The organism is Bradyrhizobium iriomotense, from assembly GCF_030160715.1.
In the GTDB taxonomy this organism is placed as follows: domain Bacteria; phylum Pseudomonadota; class Alphaproteobacteria; order Rhizobiales; family Xanthobacteraceae; genus Bradyrhizobium; species Bradyrhizobium iriomotense.
This window is the reverse complement of record NZ_BSOW01000010.1, coordinates 166602-184582: the sequence shown is the minus strand read 5'-3', so window position 1 is coordinate 184582 and position 17981 is coordinate 166602. Positions and strand designations below refer to the sequence as shown.

Below are 17981 nucleotides of genomic sequence, written 5' to 3'. Positions count from 1 at the left end.
GCGCGCATACTAAGCCGCGCGAGGGATGATCTGCCGCCGTTCGTTCGAGAACTTCATGCGGGCCTCAAGCGGCAAAAGATCAATGCTGGGTGGCCATCTCTAACAAATACTGCAAAGAGGGCGGGATATCTTCCCCTTTGACCAAGCACTGCTTCAGCTCGGCGGCGATTTCGCTCGTGACATCCCGCGACCAACCTTCGGCGCTGTTGAAGGCGACGATGCGCACGGGATCAGTGCACACTCCGTCCAAGAGGTCGCGGATCAGCATCTCGCGATAGGCATACTGTTCGCGTCCGATCTCGCGCCAGGCACGGCCTAGCCACCCCCAAACGCCTCCAGCAATACGAGGTACGTGTCATGGTTCGCATTTTGCGGCACGATCGATGGCGAACGGGGCATCGGCAACAACTCCGATAAAGCCGCAGCCTCAGCCCGGGGCCATTCTGGCGTGGCTCTGCCTCCGCCGCAATCTACCAGCTCAGCAACCTGACCCCGCCAAGAACGCGGCACTGCCCTCCCGGCCCGTAGTGGGTACCGAAAGCCGGCTAAGCAGTTCTAAACGAAATGAGCCCGGCTGGAAGATTGCTAAAAAGGAGCACTCCTTTTGTGCTAGATCGGAGCAGTTAGGCGCTATGATACCGGGCCTGCTGATCTGTCGCCGCGATTTTGGGTTGCGACAAAATGGCGTCTTCATATTGCTTACGCAACATATGATCCTACAGCGGCAACTAAGCCTCTCACTGGGATGCTTTTGCAACTAGGCCTCTCTCCGGAGGTGCTTTTGAAGCCGTGCACAATTTATCCAATTTTGTGAGGTGATTGATGTCGCTTGCACTGATTGAAGCTGGCCATTGCAACGTGGATCTCAAGTCGTCGCCGATCAATGCATCACAGATCATTGAAGGCAATCCGGAAGCGCGCGAGCACGTGCTGTCGACCAGCGCGTGCGCCACTGCCAAGACCATGATCTGGTCCTGCACCGAGGGCAAGTTCAACTGGTACTACGACCTCGACGAGACCATCATTATCCTCGAAGGATCGATCGTACTCGAGAGCGAGGGCATGCCCCCGAAACGCTACGGCGTCGGCGACGTGATCTTTTTCCGCAAGGGTGCGCACGCGAAATGGCATGTCGAGGGCTATGTGAAGAAGATCGCTTTCTTGCGCCAAACCACTCCGATCGGGTTCGGTTTCGCAATCCGCGCCGTCAACAGGTTCAAGCGCACGTTCTTCGCCTCCGGCGGGCGTCGCTCCCCGCGGCTTGCAGAAGCCGGCTAGCGACTTTTGATTGAGGCGCTTCCAAATTCCAATCTGATCCCAGTCTTCTTGGATTGCGCGGCGGTCCCGCAGCGATCAGACAGGTGCGATTTTCGAGGCGTAGGTCCACCCATGCCGCGATGAAAGCGACTATGTCAGTTGGTCGCAAATTATCGATCTGTGGTGGCTCCGAAGCCCTACGAGCTACCGAGTCTCGAGTCTGTGGGGTGAGATGGCAGCCGTCTTCTTCATTACATCGAAGCCGGTGGATGCTTTCGTGAAGGGCCGGTGGGAGCCAGGTTTCAAGTTCCTGCCTGTCCCCTACGCGCCCCGCGTCCGCTACACCGGATCGAAAGCGCGGATCGGGGGCAAATTACCGGTGAACCGCTCCACTTCGACGGTCGTGAGCTGGCCGGTGCAGCCTTGCGCGAAGGATGAGGTGCCGATGTCGCGGGTGAGCACGTTCGGATTGCCGTGAACGCAGAGCGGCGCCTCTTCCTCCGGATCCATCGGGTCGTACCACGCGCCAGTCGGTAGCTGGACGACGCCGGGCGCGATGCCGTCGGTGACATGCACCGCGGCAAGGCAGGCTCCGCGCTCGTTGAACAGGCGGATGATGTCGCCATCCTTGATCCTGCGAGCATCCGCGTCGCGCGGATTCATGCGCGCAACCTCGCGGCCGCGGTGCTTTGCTGCAATCGAATGTCCGCCGAAATCGAGCTGGCTGTGCAGACGCGTCACCGGCTGGTTGGCGACGAGGAAGCACGGCGCTCCTGGCTTCGGAACGTCGGTCTTCTCGAGCCAGACCGGATGGCCGGGACAGTCCGCATCGCCATGGCTCGCGATCTTCGCCGAGAAAATCTCGATGCGTCCGCTCGGCGTCGGCAGCGCGTGAGCGACCGGGTCCTCGCGGAAGCGGCGCAACCTGCCGCCATCGTCGGGCTGTTGCGGCACGACCAGGCTGCCGCGCTGCCAAAATTCCTCGAACGTTGGGGCCTCGAGACCGCGTGCTTTCAGCGAAGCGCGGGTCGGCTCATAGAGATGTTCCAGCCATTGCCGTGCGTCGCGCCCTTCCGTGAAGGGTTCGCGGGCGCCGAGCCGATCGGCGAGATCGGCAAAGATCTCATAGTCGTCGCGTGCAAGGCCAAACGGCTCGGCGATGCGGTGCATGGCGACCATCAAGGGATCGTTGGTGGAATAGCCGATGTCCTCGCGCTCAAGCGTCATCGTCGAGGGCAGCACGATGTCGGCATGCCGGGCCGTGGCGGTCCAGGCGAGCTCGTGCACCACCAGCGTGTCGACTTTGGCGAAGGCCTTGCGCAGGCGGTTGATGTCCTGATGGTGATGGAAGGGATTGCCGCCGGCCCAGTAGACCAGACGGATATCCGGATAGGTGCGCGTCTCGCCATTGTAGCGATAGGTGGTGCCGGGATTGAGCAGCATGTCGGCGATGCGCGCCACCGGAATGAAATCGGCGACGCCATTGCGCCCCTGACCCAGCGTCGGTCCGGGCACGTCGTTGACGCGGCGGCCGTAATAGCCGATCGCGCCGAGCGAATAGCCGTAGCCGCCACCGGGAAGGCCGATCTGCCCGAGCGCAGCCGCCAGCACCATGCCCATCCACACCGGCTGCTCGCCATGCTCGGCGCGCTGGAGCGAATGGGACACGGTGATGAGCACTCTTCTCCCGGCAAGGCGACGCGCCAGCCCGCGGATCGTGGGCGCATCGACGCCGGAGATCGCGGCCGCCCATTCCGCGCTCTTGGCTTGCCCATCGCTCTCGCCGGTCAGATAGCGCAGAAAGACCGGCCAGCCTTCGGTGTAGCGATCGAGGAAGGCCTGATCGTGCAGACCTTCCTCGACCAGCGTGTGGACGATGCCGAGCATCAGGGCCGTATCGGTGCCGGGCACGCACGTCATCCATTCGGCACCGGCCTCCGCTGGCAGATCGTCGCGCAGCGGGCTGACCAGGACGAACTCGCAGCCGCGCCGGCGCGCCGCTTCCATGGCGCCGCGCTCGACATGCTTGCTGATCGAGCCGCCGGCCACCATGGAGTTCTTCAGCGCCATGCCGCCGAACGCCAGCAAGACCTCGGTCTCGGTTGCGATCTGCTCCCAGGTGACGTTGCGCTTGGTGATGTCTTCGTAGCCCGCCAAAATCTGCGGCAGCAGCACCGAGGATGCGCCCGAGGAATAGGTGTTGACCGACCGTACATAGCCGCCCGTCGCGATGTTGAGGAAGCGGTGCACTTGGCTCTGCGCGTGATGAAAGCGGCCCGCGCTCGACCAGCCATAGGAGCCGCCGAACACAGCCGACGGGCCGCGCGTGTCGCGGATGCGCGACAGCTCGCCGCTCAAGAGGTCGAGCGCCTTCTCCCAGCTCACGGAGACGAATTCGTCGCGGCCGCGACGATCATCGGGACCCGGACCACGCTCGAGCCAGCCGCGGCGGATCGCGGGCTGGGCGATGCGCGCCTGGTGGCGGAGCGCGCCGGGAAAATTGTCGATGATGCCGTTCGGATCGGGATCCCCCGCATAGTGCCTGACCTCTAGCCCGGCCTCACTGTTGCGCGCCGAGAACACGCCCCAGTGCGAGGTGTGCGGCTTGAAGCCGTCCGACAGGTCGAGGCCGGGATCGGGGAAGCCAATCGTCTCGTTCATCGCGTTGTCCTTGTCGCAGAGCGCCGCTCGGGCCGGCTCCCATCGCAATTGTTTTGAGCAGTATAACGATCCGCTCCCCGATGTCATCGCAACGATCCCTTCGGCGGCAACGTCTGCACCAGAAGGAACGTGATCAGGTCAGCATGAACCGCAGCCGCCGAGGGACCTTATGCTGCTGCACGCGTGGCGCGAGCAGCTCAAATTGAAGTGGCGGCAGCCGCCTGGTAGAGGCAATCGCCCAGCCAAGCGTGACCTCGGCCCTCCTGGTTGGCGGAAATAGTGCTGCAGCTTATGTGCTGGCTGGGGCGGGAGGGATCGAACCTCCGAATGGCGGAATCAAAATCCGCTGCCTTACCGCTTGGCTACGCCCCAAAAAGTGCTCGGGAAATCCTAAAAAGCTCAGTGCTTTTAGGCGGTTATGCGTATAGTCGCAACGACTGGATTTTGCAAATGGTCTTCGAAAAACCCGCCATGCTGCGTCTATGCTGCGTCCAGGCTCTGCCCAGACTCATGTTCTATAGCAGAGCACCCACTCCGAGGGCTAGTTCCACCATATTTTGCCAGCCAGGGGCAGCTGCCAAGCGAACGGCGGGTATAGTCTAGGACGGCGACAGAGGAGCACCGCGACAATCCTCGATCGTTGAGACGGCTTTCTCCTCCGAGGAGCTGCCTCGTGGCGGGTCACTCTAATTGCCGCGATTGGGGACACTAGCATGCGAATCCTGGCCGAGGCTGACTTTGTCGACCCGGAGGGCCAGTTGGTACCGCGGTCCAGCACCCCTGGCCGTTTACTGTTGGTCATCGCTCATTCTAACGTTGACGGCACACCTCCTGCTGATGGGGAGAGCGGTAAAGACGAAATTCACGAGTTCTTCCGACTCATGATTGCTGCGGCCGAAGAGTTTCCAGAATTTGAACCCTGTTTGCTCAATTATGACGATGCCCCGAGCGCTGTTCACCGGCTCGGCGTCGAACGCTACGGTTCGTCCGACTTCGCCGAGGCTATGATCTATTCAGCTTTAGGGCGGATTCAGCATATTACGTTCGACGGCGAAACGCCGGAATCAGTTCGCCTCTGGCTTCGAGGGACGTCGCTCGGCCTCGGACTTCGCGCAACCGCACGCCATGACGATCTGATTGCGCGGCTTGCATACGAGCTTGCTGAGCCTCATGGCTACAGCTTTTCAGATGCGCGCTGGGACGTCCCAACCTTTCGATCGAAGGTCTACCAAGCCGCGCGGACGGCGTTAGAGGAGCTTACTGAGTTCTGGACGGGCCAAGCTTCAAGTTAGCGCGCCCTTGCTCAACCCAATAGAGCACGCTCTGCCGCGGCTAGTTCCTCGGTGTCGTCTGCCCGGGGGAACAGGTGGCCGTAGATGTCCAGGGTCATGGCCACAGTCGAATGCCCAAGGCGCTCCTGGACCATCTTGACGGGCAATTCGAGACCACCATCGACCTTGCGGTTTATGCACCAGCTTGCAAAGAAGTGCCGCAGCGAGTGCAGACCTGAATACTTGGCTACGGTAGCGACCTTACCGTTCGAGTTTTTGCCCACCTTGGTGATCCCCGCGGCAATCTGGGTCGGCCACAGTCCCCGTTTGACCATGTAGGTCAGACCGACGATGCCCACCCCCTCTACCGGGCTCGGGAAGGCCAGCCCCAGGTCGGTCTTGGGACACTTCAGCTTCCACCGTCGGAGTTCTGCGACGACAAGCGGCGGCAGGGGTACCGTTCGCTCGCCAGCCTCCGATTTGGGCCGGCCCATCTGCTTGTACTCGTCCGCCCGCTCCCGAACATGCAGTTCACGGCGGGACAGATCCACATTTGCCCATCGCAAGCCGCGCAACTCGGATGCGCGAAGGCCGGTGAAAATTGCCGTCAGCAAAATCGGTCGCCAATACTCCTCCATGGCGCCGACCATGGCCTTGATTTCTTCCGGCGTAGGAATGTCGACGCCGACCTGTAGCTTACGCTTGGCCCGGCGCTCAGACTGAGCACCGTTGCGCCTGCGTTTGGACCGCATCTCTGCGACAACGTTGCGGGCAACCAGGCCTTCATCCATCGCATTGCTGAGCAACGCTCCGAGGTCGTTGCGGACACGCTTGATCATTGCTGTCGAACGCGGCTTTTGATCTGCGGTACCATCCCTGAGCTTTCGCTCCCAATCGGTGATCATCGGTACCGTGAGCTGGGTCAACTTGCGAACGCCGAGGAATGGTTTGATATGAAGTTCAAGATGGGAGCGGTAGGCGTCGACCGTTGTGCGCTCAAGGCTGGCGTTTTCACAATTCGCGATCCATCGATCGCCGGCCTCATTGACCGTTATGCTTGCCGTCTCAGCGGTGTGCGTTCCGGCCCGCATCTCGCCTTTTACGGTCGTATCAAATTCGTCAGCAGCCTTTTTGCGGATGAATTGCTTGTTTCGCCGTTTGCCGCGCAAATCGACATAGTCGACGACCCACGCCTCCTTTTCGAGGCCACCAGGAGAGATCCATTTACGCTTGCGAACTGACATGAGACACCCTCATGCGGATTCTAACATCGGTCCGCGGCGCTGAGAATCCTGGACGGCTGCCATTACAAAACATTTTCATTCTTTCGATTGCGCAGCTCGCCCGATGACACTGGCCGGCGCGCAACGACGAGCAGAGTGCTTGTGGTCAGACTTATTAGTCTCAAGATGTGCTTGATCAGTGCAGCACAGCTGCTTCGGCCGGCCCGGCTACCAAGCCACCAACGAGACCCGTTCGCCCACATGCGCTCGGCAAACCTGCGCTCGTCGGGCCCGCTGACGTCGCAATAGATGCCTGTCGTACGGAGCGAGGCATGACCAAACCAGCGTTGAACCAGATGAGGCGGGACGGAAGACTGAAATGCAGCCACTCCGAACGCGTGGCGCAAACCCTTGGGGCTGGCTGCTAGGCCCATGACCTCGGCTTCGGCCATGACCTCCTTCACGCGCCGCCAGGCGGTGCTGCGGCTCCAATTCCAGATCCGACCTTGCGCTTTGGGAGGGTAACGCTGCCGATCCCTGATGCCGAAGGTGCGGTCGAGCTCGCTAAGCAAATCGCTTGGCAAAGGTACTTGCCGGATGACTCCGCGCTTGCGGCGCTTGAGTGTAATCAGGTTGGCAGTGCCGGCCTCGAGATCGAGACCCGCCGGGGTCATAGCGAGAACTTCTGAAATCCGACCACCACTTAAGCAAAGCGTCAGGCAGAAAAGGCGGACATCGGTCGAGAACTCTTTAGTCGCCCGAATAAACCGACGCCGTTCAACCGCATTCAGATATTTGCGGTCACCGTTTAAGCCGTACAGGGTCAGATCGGTATGTCTCGGTGCTTGCATCATCGTGCCTGAAACAAAATGGCCGATAGTGTTGAAGCACGAGAAGTCCCCTAAAAATCTGCGAAGAGTGTGCGATCGGCAGAAAATTCGTCTTAGAGTCTAGCGTCTCCCGAGAGCCAATATCAAGCCTTTTCCGGCAGGCTGAAACACTATCGGCCATACAGTCTCACTGGCGTGAGAACTGTTTCAAATTCGCAAGCCGGGCACCGCGCATATGTTCTGGGTCTTGCCTCGCTAGCCATCGTCTTCACGTGCATTCCAATGAGCGCTCGTTGGCACATCGATGTAGCCAAGGCGCAACAAAGCTCACCGGCAGCAGCTTCCATGTCGACCGAGGAAGCGGCGCGTCGCGTGGTGGAGGCCACAAGAAAGCACGATTGGGCGACAGCATTTATCCATCTCAGAATCCTGGCAGATCGGGGGCATGCAGGTAGCCAAGCGATACTGGGCAATTTTTACGCTGGCGGACTTGGTACCGCGAAAGATGGGCGGCAAGCCGTCTTCTGGTATCGAAAGGCCGCCGAGCAGGGCGACGCACTGGCTCAGTCGAGGATGGGGCACGCCTACCGGGAAGGTCTTTGGGGAGTGTCGGTCGATAAAGCCAAAGCATTTGACTTCTTTAGTAAGGCCGCCGCTCAAAATGACTCTGACGCTCAGGCGAATCTCGGCTGGATGTACGAGTACGGCGAAGGGGCCCCGATGGACTATGCAAAAGCGATGGAATTATACCGCAAGGCTGCAGATCAGAACGATCAGTTTGCCCAGCTGCACGTTGGGCTCATGTACAATGAAGGAAAAGGGGTGCACCAAGACTATGCGGTTGCAGCCGAATGGTTTCGTAATGCAAGCGATGCTGGCCAAATAGATGCGCGAACGATGCTTGCGTCTCTCTACCTCGATGGCAAAGGCGTCCCCAAAGATCAAGCTGAAGCAATGCGTTTGTTCCAGAGTGGCGCCGAAGCCGGCGATGAACAAGCCGAATATTTTCTTGGCGCGATGTACGTGGCCGGAATGGGAGCGCCTCAGGACATCGCAAAGGGAAAGTCATGGCTGAACAAATCCGCGGCGCAGGGAAATGCGAATGCAAAGGAGGCATTGGCAATAATCGATGGAGCCAAGAGCGCTCGACTTCGGGATCGCATTCCTCCTGCTTTGCAATACCGCTGCTTCTTTGAAGGAGCCGTGCCGGCGGCAGCCGGGGGAAAGGACATCAATGTGAAATATGAAGATTGCCTCCGCAGCAATTGGAAACGCTTGTTTGGCTCGGCGCCGTTTCCAGCCGACTAGTACGGCGTCCTTGACCTATCAGGGGTGTGGCCCGGAAAGTCGATTATGTTGGCGGCTGCGTTCAGCAAGCCTTTTGCGCCGCCAACTGGCCGCCACACGCCGATCGGTTGCCTTTCGTTCCTTCATAGCCCTGAGCGACGCTCTCAGCCATTCATGGAGTTCGCGCCGCGCTCCCGCCCGGGCTTGCCTTGGTAACCACCGCAGACCTCTCAGCTTGCGACGGAATTCGGACTCGAGCGCCAGTTCCTCCGCCTCGGTCTCTTCCGCCAGCCTGTCAATGCCTGCATCATCTGCCAATTGGTTCGCCAAGAAAGATGGGGGCTCGACCGTGGCGGGGCCGGCCCCTGGCTCATTCTCGGGAGATCGCCCTTTGACGCTCGCGCCATCCGGCATCCTCCTCCTCACGTCCACGATGCTGCTCCTGCTTGAGCGCATTTTCGGCCGCTTCCCGGAATTGATCTGCCCTCTCTTGCGAGGAGATGGGCTCGGGCGGCGCCGACCCCAAGTTCGTCAGAAAGGAAAACACTCCGTCGACCAGCGCCCCCGCTGCGCGCGCGGCCTTGCGCGGCCCAAACTCCGCGGCTTGCAGAAGGCCCACTCGTGACAGGCGCCTCCGGCTGTCATGCTCGACCTCAGCCCACTCCGACGATCGCGTCTGCTCAACCGTTGTACTCCGCGTGACCTCGGAGGCAGCCTCGCGAAAGCCTAGGCCGATCTCCTCGCGACGCTCGCGTCCGGTGGTCAGATGGTGGAAGAAGTCGGAATTGTCTATTCCAAGTTCGAGCCGCCCACGGAATTCGGCCCTCTCCTTCGTTTGGCGTTCGCGGAGTTCTTGACGTTTGATCTCTCGCGCTTGCAATAGCTCCGCGCACGCGGCGTCGCGGCGCGGTTCGAGCGCTGCCTTCTGATCGGCGATGATTTCCGACTTCACTTTTTCAAGGCTGTGCTGGTCCTCTTTCCTTCCGAGCTTTTTTGCCTTGTAATAATCGCCCCATCGCTCGCGAAATTCTTCACGAACTTCGCGATATATCGATGCTCGCAACGCTTTGAATTCCCTTTTTCCGTCAGCATAAAACTGATCGCGCTCATCGCGCTGGATTTCCTTGAAGATCTCCCATTCAGCGCTTTTCCGATTTTTGGGCTGATATTCGGGAACCTCCACATTCTGTTGCCAGTGTTGTTCCGATTTCAGAAATTCCTGCTCGTAAGGCTGAAAACTCATCCAGATATTTCGCGGCATATTTTTTTCGCGCTCATTCGCATTTTTCAGCCGCTCGGTGCAATGAACGTGATTTTGGCTGAGTTCGTACTGGAGCGCCCACGCTTGTGCCCGCTCATGTTCAAAATCGTCATTGAGGCGCAAACCGGTTTCCGGGTGCACTGCATTTATCAGGATATGGACGTGCTTATATGGCTTGTCGTTGTGGGCGATGAAAACTGCCTGATGTTCATGCCATCCCATATGGCGAAGGAAATCGCGGCAAGTCTCGATCATGTGCTCCTGACTTGGGCTGTCCGAAATGGCCCAATTCAGACTGTAGTGCTTTGATATCTTTTCCGCGCGTCGGCCGCCTCCACGGACTCCAGCTTCCTGCTTCAGCAATTCGGCATTTTCAGCCGTCAACTGCATCTCGTCGATTGCGGCATGCACATTTTCGTTGGCAAGGTTATGAGTTTTGGTCCAATCGACGCGCTCGTCGGTCCTCGCATCTTTGTCATGGGTCAGATATTCGGCGCGCGGCCCGAAGGATTTCCCGTCACCGGAATTCTTCACAATCATCCGCGCACCCTGGTGATCAGGTTGCGGATGTCGTTGAGCAGGGGCTCGAGATCGGCAGGTACCGGATCTCCGGTCGTGTGGAGATATTGCAAAAGCTGATTCAGATTATTCCCCAGCCGCGATAGCTGTAGCGCGACAAGGCGGGCGCCATTATCTGCGGGCTGCGGCTTGGAAACGGCCCCGCCGTCTACGCGGAGCAGAATAGCCCGTCCAAAATGGATCGGCCGCATGCCTAGTGCGGTTGCTCGCCTTACGATGCTTTCATATTCAGTCGCTGTCAGGCTCAGATTAAATTGCCTGTCACGCGGTTCAGTTTTTCTCGGTCGACCCATGTCATCCTTTCTTGGCAGAGCGCATGCGTCCTGGGGTTTGGGGGCCACCTCTCCGGCCCCCAACGAGAACCGTTTCCCCTAGGGAAACGGACATCTCGCCTACGTAGCCTTTTCCCCGCCATGTAGACGCCGACAATTGTACTGGTCATGAGTCACCCGACCATCGAAAGGATTTGTAATTCTCAAAGATTGTCATTCGCCGCATCGTTCCATGATCGTGAGAAATAGGAATGACCGAGTGCAATCAATAGCGCCTTTACGACAATCTTCGGCTCGGGATCAGTTCGACGAACACGCGATGCCTCATACTCGCACCACTCCTGAACTCGCGCGCAAAAGCGGAAGGCCGCATCCACGAGAGCGAATAGGACAAATATAAGATTCAGGATGTATAAGGCGCCCAGAAGGATGTGAGCCAAGATGGTCGGTATCTGCTGTAGAAGGCTTATCATCTTGATGTCCGTCGTATGGGTTGAGTTTTACAATCGTAGGGGCTTTGGGCGACTGAGCGCGGCCGGCGTCAAAGGGGGGTTCGCAGGGACCCGGAACGCAGGAAAATTGACGCGCAGCGGACATTTTCTTGCGTTCTGGGTGGAAGCCCCCTTGACGCACTAAGGCCGCGGTCTGGCGCACAATGCCCCTACGTATTGATCTCATCCTGAAATATGCAAATCGAGCTCGGTAGAACTATCGAGAACGATTGTCGATGTTTCTCAACCGTTCCGTAGCGAACATTGGCATGACCACGGAAAACACTCGCTCGCGCAACGCTCATGTAAACCCAGCCAAAAAGAGTCCGCCAAGAAATGCGAATTCCCTCTCGTCATCATCGATGTTGTCTTTCGGCTAAGTCTCTTCGAATGAGAAGAGACGGCCGTATTCATAACGACAGACTTGCAACGGCGCTTCAGCTGCAACATGCCGGCAAGCCCCGCCAGTTACCCGGCGGGGACCCGCGGCGGTTACGAAATGTCGCGATTTGGCGTGGTGACGTTCTTAGCGGCCTTAAACCCGCGGGCCGGGCCGCCGCCCTCGCCTCCGTCACCCTCGGCTTCACCTGCGAATACGATGTTCATATTCTCAGTTATGGCCACGAACAGTGGCATGACACCGACCTTGCCCTCGCCGACATGCTCCATCAGGACGATTGCAACGCCCGGCTTGCCGTCGATGCGGCAACTGGCGAGGGTCACCTCGCCATAGAGCTGCGTCGTAACAGCCTGGAAGGCGCGCACGTGACCGGGTGTGATGAAAGAAGTGCTCATGGAGCACCTCCGTTGCCGGCTGCTGTTGAACCAGCTTTGTCGTCCTTCGGTTCGAGGAGGACGATGCGGTCCCCCAGCGGCAATGCGTCGAGCTGGATCGTGCAACCTGATTTCTGGTGCAGGAACCCGGCTCCAATTTTGGTCCAGATGGCTTTGCCGTCGCGTTCCTTGACACTGTAGGCGATGAAGTGTGGTTGGCTGCTCATGGTATTTCCTTTCACAAAGTGAAGCCCCGACGCGGGGCTTGATGCGGTTCCGAGGGGCGGCGTTCCGGGCGCGCGTCAATCGCTTTTGAGTGGACCCGAAACGAAAGGCGGTCTGCGCACCCTTAAGCGCAACCGCCTCTTCGTTTTGGGGAAAAGCGATTGACGGTCTTCGCGCCGACGACGGCCCTAGAACCCGCATCCTTCAAGCCCCGCGGGCTTCACCGAAAGGAAACGGCGTGAGCGACACCGCAGTCCAACCGGCCCGATACGCTCGCCAAGGAACGCCAACGCAAGCCCGCTTGGAGCGATTAGCATCGAGGGCACGTCGTGAATCAGGCTGAGACATTGACTGATCCACGGCCACCCACACTGAGTACGACGGATACGGAGTTTGTCGGATTGCGAAACATTCCGGCGCCGAGATCGAGCCTGAGCGCGTACCAGTTTCAATCTCGGACAAAGGAGATTTGGAATGCGTTTCGCATGGGACGAATTCAGCAAATACGGTGCGCCGATCGAGCGGACATCACTTCACCCCTATCCAAGCTTGCCCAACATGGATGAACGGACGCGGGCACTCATGGAGGAACATGTAAGGCGCGGCATACCGATTGCCCGGCTTAAGAAGGACCGCGAGCGAACGAACTACTACATGTCTCCGGGTGAGTTGATGGGCTATCGATATGAGTTCGGGCAACTCATGATTGGCAAGCTCGGCCAGACATTTCTTGGTTACGCTGACGACCGGCCGATGATGCTGATCGCCGGCACACGTGCAGGCAAGACCTCAACGATTCTTGAACCCAATTTCTATCTCTATTCCGGCTCCATGCTAGTGCTTGACCCCAAGGGAGAGCTTGCGCAGACGGCCAGTTTGAGACGTCTAATGGGCCATGTGACGCATGTGCTCGATCCGTTTGGTGTCCACGATGGGCCCAGTGCGTCATTCAATCCGCTGGCCGAGCTCGATCCCCAAAGCCCTCGCATCGTCGGCGATGTGATGGCGGTTGCGCACGCTCTGGTGCCGGATGTCGAGGGCGGTGGCAACGCCAAGCACTTCAATGACAGCGCGCGCACGTTGCTGGCCGGACTGATCTTCATCACGCTCACGCGACCCAAGCGCGACCGGCACCTAATCACCGTGCGTGAGTTGCTGTGTTTGACCTATGGACCGCTTGTCACTGAAGGACAGAGGGCAGCCGCGGCCATGATGGCGTCTGCCTCCAAGCATGACAAAAAGCGCCATTTCGACATGCAAGCCGTTCTAATGGGCGCACTCCTAGACAACATGAAAAACCTCGACGCGCCGTTCGGCCGAGCTGCAGCCGGCATGTCTGGCCGTCTCGGTCAAACGCCGCCGACAGAACGGGGATCAATCTTCAGCACCGCTGCCGTGCATACGGATTTTCTCGACAGCATTCTGTTGCAGCGGACACTCCGCCATTCTGATTTCAAGCTTGCGGACCTGCGTGGTGACCGGCCGACGAGCATCTATCTCTGTCTGCCGGTCGGTCAGATGGAATCTCATTCACGCTGGTTGCGGGTCGTCGTGCAGCTTGCTTGCACAGTTCTTGAAAGTCTGGGGACCTACCCCAGAGACCGGCTTCCTGTGCTGTTCGTCCTTGAGGAATTCGCTACCTTGAACATGCCGTTCATGGAGCGCGCCTCAAGCTACTTCCCAGGCTTCGGAATCCGGCCCCTTTTCGTAGTTCAGGATATCACCCAGTTGAAGAAGACGTATCCCCAGTCCTGGGAAAGCTTCCTCGGCAACTCCGGACTGGTTCAGGTATTTGCGAATGGTGACGGCCAAACGCTCAACTACGTCGCTCAACGGCTTGGCAAGCTGATCACGCCTTGGGAGTTCGAGCAGGGCTTCGCGCGTGAGCACGAGAGCCAGTTGCTCATGATAAAAGGCCGGCCGCCGGCGGTAGCTTCGCGCCTTTCCCATGAAGACGTGGCACGCATTCGGGCACGTTTCGCCAACGGCTTACATCTCTGAAGCATGGGCCGCCGGGGCAAAGGCGTCCCGGCGGCCCCATAGTTGCTCCATTGCCATCTCAAGATCTTCCGCCAGGCGCTCGGGACTTCGATCCTTGCGGCCAAGACGGTTCGCTGTACAGAACTCGATGAACCGTGTGCCGTAGACGCCGCTCAAGACGAGGCGATCGCCGTTATCACTCTTGGGCTGCAACTGGGGCCATTGTTCACCCATCGCATCCAGGGTGAAGAATCGGCCGTCGGCAATCATACCGTCGGGATGGATTTCGATGCTGTGCCACCGCTTGAATTTCCAACGCACAAGCAAGGTGATGATCAGGGCTGCTCCCGCGAAAGCACCGGCCGTCCCGGTCCAGGACAGTGTGCTTTGCAGCAGCCACCAGCCAACAGCGCCATTTGCTCCAAGCCAGACCGACCAGCGCAACGCGTCGAGAAACGCATTCGCCGCCTGGTCCCGGTAGGTAAACATCAAGCCACCGCGTGTCGTAAGCGCCCGCGCGTAGCCTTCGAATGGATCGCGAGTGACAAATGTCGCGAGCGGCGCAGGCGCCCTCTCCCTCTCGTGGCGTGCGAGTTCGTCCGCCAACGACGGTTTGAAGCGCGGCGAAGCGAGCGCGACTGACCACGATGCTTTCATGCCTGAGTATAACACGGCTCGCGCGTCGCGAGGTCAGGCTGTCTCAAATGCTTTCAATGCGTGCGAAAGTTTTTCGAAGGGGAGCGAATGAACGTCTACCCGTATCTCCGAGGTTCTCTACTTGGGTGCAGAGTGGGATGGCGTGCCTAGAACACGGCGTTGAGGCTAGCCCCGCGGGCTAGCAGTTCTCTTAAGGGTGCTACTTGCCGCGCGATAAAGTTCCCTTTTTGTTCCTATTCATATCGACGGTCAACGGCTTACTTAGGCCCTTCAAAAGGTTACAAATGATTCTGAAAAATGCGGCCGCCCATCTCTGAGCTGATAGGTTCTTGCCGACTTCGAAGGATATGGAACACATCAAGTGTCCAGTTTAGCCACAGTGAGACCGCTCAAACTTCCCAGAGAAGTCCTCTCGTCGATAAAGGTCAGGGTCTTATACAGGCCGATAGATCTCGCAGATCTGCCGAAGGACTACCCGCTCGACAAGCTAGAAGGCGCGAAGATCATCAATTTCGAAATCGCCTCGGGCCGCCCCCATACTGAGCGTCTGTCCGATGTAGTACGGCGTGATCCTGATAACGCACTCGCGCTGTTTAACCGAGGTCTCGCTCAGTTCGAAGGGAACGATCTTCGAGCTGCAATCGCAGACTTTACGAAGGCGATCGAGCTCAGTCCCAACGATCTGCACTCATATCACTATCGCGGATGGGCGTACTTCAAGCTTGAAGAATACGGGGCGGCTCTTTCCGATCTCAGTCAGCAAATCGTTCTTGGCTCACAGCGAAGAATTCGCGATGAAAAAGATCCCGAGCTGCGAGCCATTGGCGCCGTCGCTTCAACATTGGTTGGCATTGCGCTGTGCCAGGTTGGAAGGTTCGAAGAAGCGGTCGATTTCCTAGGATCAGTCGCTGAAACGAAAGTCTATGAGTTAGATGCTGATATGCGCATCTGGCTACTTTTAGCCATGTACCAACTTATCCTAACGAGAGGAGCACAAGAGCTTCACGACAAGACAATCGACGCTTGTGATGAATTCATCGGCTTTCTACGCAGCACAGACGGGGATGAGATCCTACCGCTCTTGCGCAATGCGTATCACGCGAAGGCTGACGCACAGCGTCAACTCGGTCACATCGATAAGGCGCTCGACTCCTACGGACACTTGATTGCATGGCTACGCGCCGACGTTGACAAGGAGGTAACTCTCAAAGAAGTGCGCGGCATACGCTGCGCACTTCTTTTGGAACTTGCCCAAGCAGACTTCGAAGCAGCTCGAAGCTACCTTCATCACGATGGCTTCGATCACCAGGATGCCGTTATTCTGGAAATACGAAAAGCCATTGAGACTCGGATTCTAAAGTACTACGGTATCAGCCCAGAACACGAAAACCCGAGCCCCGGCTATGACTTGCCTAGACGCGTTATCCCAGAGGAAAAGCTTCGCGAGATAATCAGAGACGAAGCAACATTACTTACTGAGAGACTGAGCCAGCCAAAGGATCAGCCCTTCCCTATCTTATCCGAGAAGGATGTGAAGGCGATCATCGCGCATGGAAAGAGAAACTCGTGGGACGAGCGTGCAGAGCGTGACTGGTCCTATCACACGAACGCTTTCAAGTACGTCCACATCATTTATAATCGATGGCTCAACCGAGGTCTTACGCGAGAAATCCTCGCGCGAGCCGACTCATCGTTGCACATCCAAATAACTCGGAAGATTAGTCTTGAAGGTCTTCCAGCATGGCTCGACCTTCCAACCGGATCAGAAGCAAAGCTCCGCTCCATCACTGATCCCATCGAGCGAACAAAAATGGAAGTAGTTCGAGAATTTCTGCGGGACCAAAAGCGGAGCTATCGCAGCCAGCAGCGAAAATCGCGAACAACGTCGTCGCGACCAAGAGGTAGGCCAAGAAGCAAAAAACCCGAACCGACATAAATTTATGTCGTAGACCTATTTACTTATGAAGCCCACTCGGTTATTGGTTACATCGAGGGGCTGGCGAACTTGCGCTGTTCTTCATCAGCTTTTCACGATTTTCCCGCCCGAGCTTTGGCTCAGCGGCGAGTGACTTCTTTGTCGAAATTGGTCGCGAATCCGCGACGTGGACAATCGGAGGGCGCGTGAATACCGAACTCACCATCACCGCCAATCTGCCGGTCGCCGCACTGGAGGCGATTTGCGACCCGACCATGCCAGCCGCTTGGCTCGCCTATCTTGAGCGGAGCGCCAGAACCGCGCGCGAAGCCAATTTCCACGCATTGGCCGCCGCTGTTCTCTACATCTACTCCGCGACGGTTTGGACTCCCTCGAAGGCCGACCGAAAGTCGATCAAGGAATTGCGAGTAATTGTAGCGAAGTCCTTTGGCGAGCTGGAGCTCCCAAATTCAAATGCAAAGCGTGCCACCCGCTACAAATACACGAAGCTTAGCCTCGATATTGCCGCTCACAAGACCGTCTGGCCGCTTGCCCTGCATGCAGCGAAGCTTCAGTCGATCGAAGCCGGCGTCGCATACCTTGCCGAACAATTTTCCGATCGCGCGACATCAGTTGCCGATCTCGCTCGTCACTTCGGTCACGCGCCTGCCGAAGCGCAGGGTGCGAAAGGCACCACCAAAGAGTTCTTTTTCCTGGGACTTTGTGCTCTCGTCAAAAGAACTCAAAAAGCCGAGCAACCGATACCTATTGCTAAATCAGTCGAATTGCTCACCCGCGGTGTCGCGGAGCAGGAAAGGTTGAACTTGATCCGCTGGCTTCTATCCCAGACATCGGATCAGGCGGTGCCAGAGCTGATCGAGATTCTCCAGCGCTTCGTACGGCCGAAATACGGCAATACATGATGCATTTAGCGTTTACTTTGGCGCCGACGTAATCGCTTAGGTTACCCACCGCGCCAAGCCAACCTCGCTCAGGGCCTTCCGAGCTGAGGCGGCCCGACGATAAGCAGCGCTGGCGGTTGCCGAACTGATAGGTCGGCGACACGCATCTCCCGTTTGTTATTCCAAATCAATCGGTCAGAGCCCCCGACCGATTGTGAGTTTGTGTCGCCGACTAGGGGGGCACAACCCTGACCATTGAAACCGAACAACGACGCCGTCCTCTCGGCGCCGCACGGCTCCTCACGTCCACTTTATCCACCAGCGGAGAACCAGCATGACCGACACTGTGACATCAGAGCCGCAACCGGACGAGGATCGAAAGATCTCGTCCTCGCT

The 17981-nt window shown here is 58.2% G+C and carries 15 protein-coding genes, 1 tRNA gene and 1 pseudogene; 7 read left to right on the top strand and 10 right to left on the bottom strand.

Going from position 1 to position 17981, the window contains the following annotated elements; all coding sequences use genetic code 11:
- Positions 1–79: 79 nt before the first annotated feature.
- Positions 80–268 carry a hypothetical protein gene (locus QQL28_RS16370; RefSeq protein ID WP_284267074.1) on the bottom strand — a complete coding sequence of 63 codons (189 nt, stop codon included), beginning with the start codon at positions 266–268 and terminating at the stop codon, positions 80–82.
- Positions 269–822: 554 nt separating this feature from the next.
- Between QQL28_RS16370 and QQL28_RS16365 the strand changes: the two genes are divergently transcribed.
- On the top strand, positions 823–1278 hold the full coding sequence (locus QQL28_RS16365; RefSeq protein ID WP_284267073.1) for a cupin domain-containing protein: 456 nt from the start codon (positions 823–825) through the stop codon (positions 1276–1278).
- Between the two features lie 205 nt (positions 1279–1483).
- A pseudogene (locus QQL28_RS46130) lies at positions 1484–1588 on the top strand (TAXI family TRAP transporter solute-binding subunit); the annotation flags it as partial.
- Between the two features lie 8 nt (positions 1589–1596).
- Here the strand turns inward: QQL28_RS46130 and QQL28_RS16360 are convergent.
- Positions 1597–3918, bottom strand: a complete 2322-nt coding sequence (locus QQL28_RS16360; protein WP_284267069.1) for a molybdopterin guanine dinucleotide-containing S/N-oxide reductase — start codon at positions 3916–3918, stop codon at positions 1597–1599.
- Positions 3919–4215: 297 nt separating this feature from the next.
- Positions 4216–4290: transfer RNA gene (locus QQL28_RS16355), tRNA-Gln, on the bottom strand.
- 341 nt (positions 4291–4631) lie between these two features.
- Between QQL28_RS16355 and QQL28_RS16350 the strand changes: the two genes are divergently transcribed.
- Positions 4632–5210, top strand: a complete 579-nt coding sequence (locus QQL28_RS16350; RefSeq protein ID WP_284267063.1) for a hypothetical protein — start codon at positions 4632–4634, stop codon at positions 5208–5210.
- Between the two features lie 11 nt (positions 5211–5221).
- Here the strand turns inward: QQL28_RS16350 and QQL28_RS16345 are convergent, their stop codons facing one another.
- Together QQL28_RS16345 and QQL28_RS16340 are read right to left on the bottom strand one after the other, a co-directional pair.
- Positions 5222–6433, bottom strand: coding sequence for a tyrosine-type recombinase/integrase (locus tag QQL28_RS16345; RefSeq protein ID WP_284267061.1), 1212 nt, complete (start codon positions 6431–6433; stop codon positions 5222–5224).
- A 62-nt stretch (positions 6434–6495) separates the two neighbouring features.
- Complete coding sequence (locus QQL28_RS16340; RefSeq protein WP_284267059.1) at positions 6496–7266, bottom strand: tyrosine-type recombinase/integrase; 771 nt, start codon at positions 7264–7266, stop codon at positions 6496–6498.
- 258 nt (positions 7267–7524) lie between these two features.
- Between QQL28_RS16340 and QQL28_RS16335 the strand changes: the two genes are divergently transcribed.
- Positions 7525–8550, top strand: a complete 1026-nt coding sequence (locus QQL28_RS16335) for a tetratricopeptide repeat protein (protein WP_284267057.1) — start codon at positions 7525–7527, stop codon at positions 8548–8550.
- 349 nt (positions 8551–8899) lie between these two features.
- On the opposite strand, the gene QQL28_RS16330 is transcribed toward QQL28_RS16335, so the two are convergent.
- The 4 genes from QQL28_RS16330 to QQL28_RS16315 form a co-directional block, all read right to left on the bottom strand.
- Entirely contained in the window at positions 8900–10330 is a 1431-nt protein-coding gene (locus QQL28_RS16330) for a relaxase/mobilization nuclease domain-containing protein (RefSeq protein WP_284267055.1), read from the bottom strand.
- Positions 10327–10662: a plasmid mobilization protein gene (locus QQL28_RS16325; RefSeq protein ID WP_284267053.1), complete on the bottom strand. Its 336-nt coding sequence runs from the start codon at positions 10660–10662 to the stop codon at positions 10327–10329. Before QQL28_RS16325 ends, QQL28_RS16330 begins: the two co-directional genes overlap by 4 nt.
- A 962-nt stretch (positions 10663–11624) precedes the next feature.
- Complete coding sequence (locus QQL28_RS16320) at positions 11625–11927, bottom strand: hypothetical protein (RefSeq protein WP_284267051.1); 303 nt, start codon at positions 11925–11927, stop codon at positions 11625–11627.
- A complete protein-coding gene (locus tag QQL28_RS16315; RefSeq protein ID WP_284267049.1) occupies positions 11924–12133 on the bottom strand; it encodes a hypothetical protein in 210 nt (69 codons plus the stop codon). The genes QQL28_RS16320 and QQL28_RS16315 overlap by 4 nt, the downstream gene beginning before the upstream one ends.
- A gap of 472 nt (positions 12134–12605) precedes the next feature.
- On the opposite strand from QQL28_RS16315, the gene QQL28_RS16310 reads away from it, so the two are divergent.
- Positions 12606–14132, top strand: a complete 1527-nt coding sequence (locus QQL28_RS16310; protein WP_284267047.1) for a type IV secretory system conjugative DNA transfer family protein — start codon at positions 12606–12608, stop codon at positions 14130–14132.
- Here the strand turns inward: QQL28_RS16310 and QQL28_RS16305 are convergent.
- Positions 14121–14768 carry a hypothetical protein gene (locus QQL28_RS16305; RefSeq protein ID WP_284267045.1) on the bottom strand — a complete coding sequence of 216 codons (648 nt, stop codon included), beginning with the start codon at positions 14766–14768 and terminating at the stop codon, positions 14121–14123. The genes QQL28_RS16310 and QQL28_RS16305 overlap by 12 nt on opposite strands.
- Before the next feature lie 361 nt (positions 14769–15129).
- Here QQL28_RS16305 and QQL28_RS16300 point away from each other — a divergent pair, with 361 nt between their 5' ends.
- Together QQL28_RS16300 and QQL28_RS16295 are read left to right on the top strand one after the other, a co-directional pair.
- The gene (locus QQL28_RS16300) at positions 15130–16704 is read left to right on the top strand and encodes a tetratricopeptide repeat protein (protein ID WP_284267043.1); all 1575 of its coding nucleotides are present in this window, start codon (positions 15130–15132) and stop codon (positions 16702–16704) included.
- Positions 16705–16889: 185 nt separating this feature from the next.
- A complete protein-coding gene (locus tag QQL28_RS16295) occupies positions 16890–17606 on the top strand; it encodes a hypothetical protein (RefSeq protein ID WP_284267041.1) in 717 nt (238 codons plus the stop codon).
- Positions 17607–17981 lie beyond the last annotated feature (375 nt).

Bases quoted from the DNA above. Each gene is read 5' to 3' on its own strand.
- QQL28_RS16340 (WP_284267059.1), bottom strand. From the start codon at position 7,266: ATGATGCAAGCACCGAGACATACCGATCTGACCCTGTACGGCTTAAAC.
- QQL28_RS16345 (WP_284267061.1), bottom strand. From the start codon at position 6,433: ATGTCAGTTCGCAAGCGTAAATGGATCTCTCCTGGTGGCCTCGAAAAG.
- QQL28_RS16305 (WP_284267045.1), bottom strand. From the start codon at position 14,768: ATGAAAGCATCGTGGTCAGTCGCGCTCGCTTCGCCGCGCTTCAAACCG.
- QQL28_RS16370 (WP_284267074.1), bottom strand. From the start codon at position 268: ATGCTGATCCGCGACCTCTTGGACGGAGTGTGCACTGATCCCGTGCGC.
- QQL28_RS16360 (WP_284267069.1), bottom strand. From the start codon at position 3,918: ATGAACGAGACGATTGGCTTCCCCGATCCCGGCCTCGACCTGTCGGAC.
- QQL28_RS16310 (WP_284267047.1), top strand. From the start codon at position 12,606: ATGCGTTTCGCATGGGACGAATTCAGCAAATACGGTGCGCCGATCGAG.
- QQL28_RS16365 (WP_284267073.1), top strand. From the start codon at position 823: ATGTCGCTTGCACTGATTGAAGCTGGCCATTGCAACGTGGATCTCAAG.
- QQL28_RS16320 (WP_284267051.1), bottom strand. From the start codon at position 11,927: ATGAGCACTTCTTTCATCACACCCGGTCACGTGCGCGCCTTCCAGGCT.
- QQL28_RS16315 (WP_284267049.1), bottom strand. From the start codon at position 12,133: ATGAGCAGCCAACCACACTTCATCGCCTACAGTGTCAAGGAACGCGAC.
- QQL28_RS16330 (WP_284267055.1), bottom strand. From the start codon at position 10,330: ATGATTGTGAAGAATTCCGGTGACGGGAAATCCTTCGGGCCGCGCGCC.
- QQL28_RS16350 (WP_284267063.1), top strand. From the start codon at position 4,632: ATGCGAATCCTGGCCGAGGCTGACTTTGTCGACCCGGAGGGCCAGTTG.
- QQL28_RS16335 (WP_284267057.1), top strand. From the start codon at position 7,525: ATGAGCGCTCGTTGGCACATCGATGTAGCCAAGGCGCAACAAAGCTCA.
- QQL28_RS16325 (WP_284267053.1), bottom strand. From the start codon at position 10,662: ATGGGTCGACCGAGAAAAACTGAACCGCGTGACAGGCAATTTAATCTG.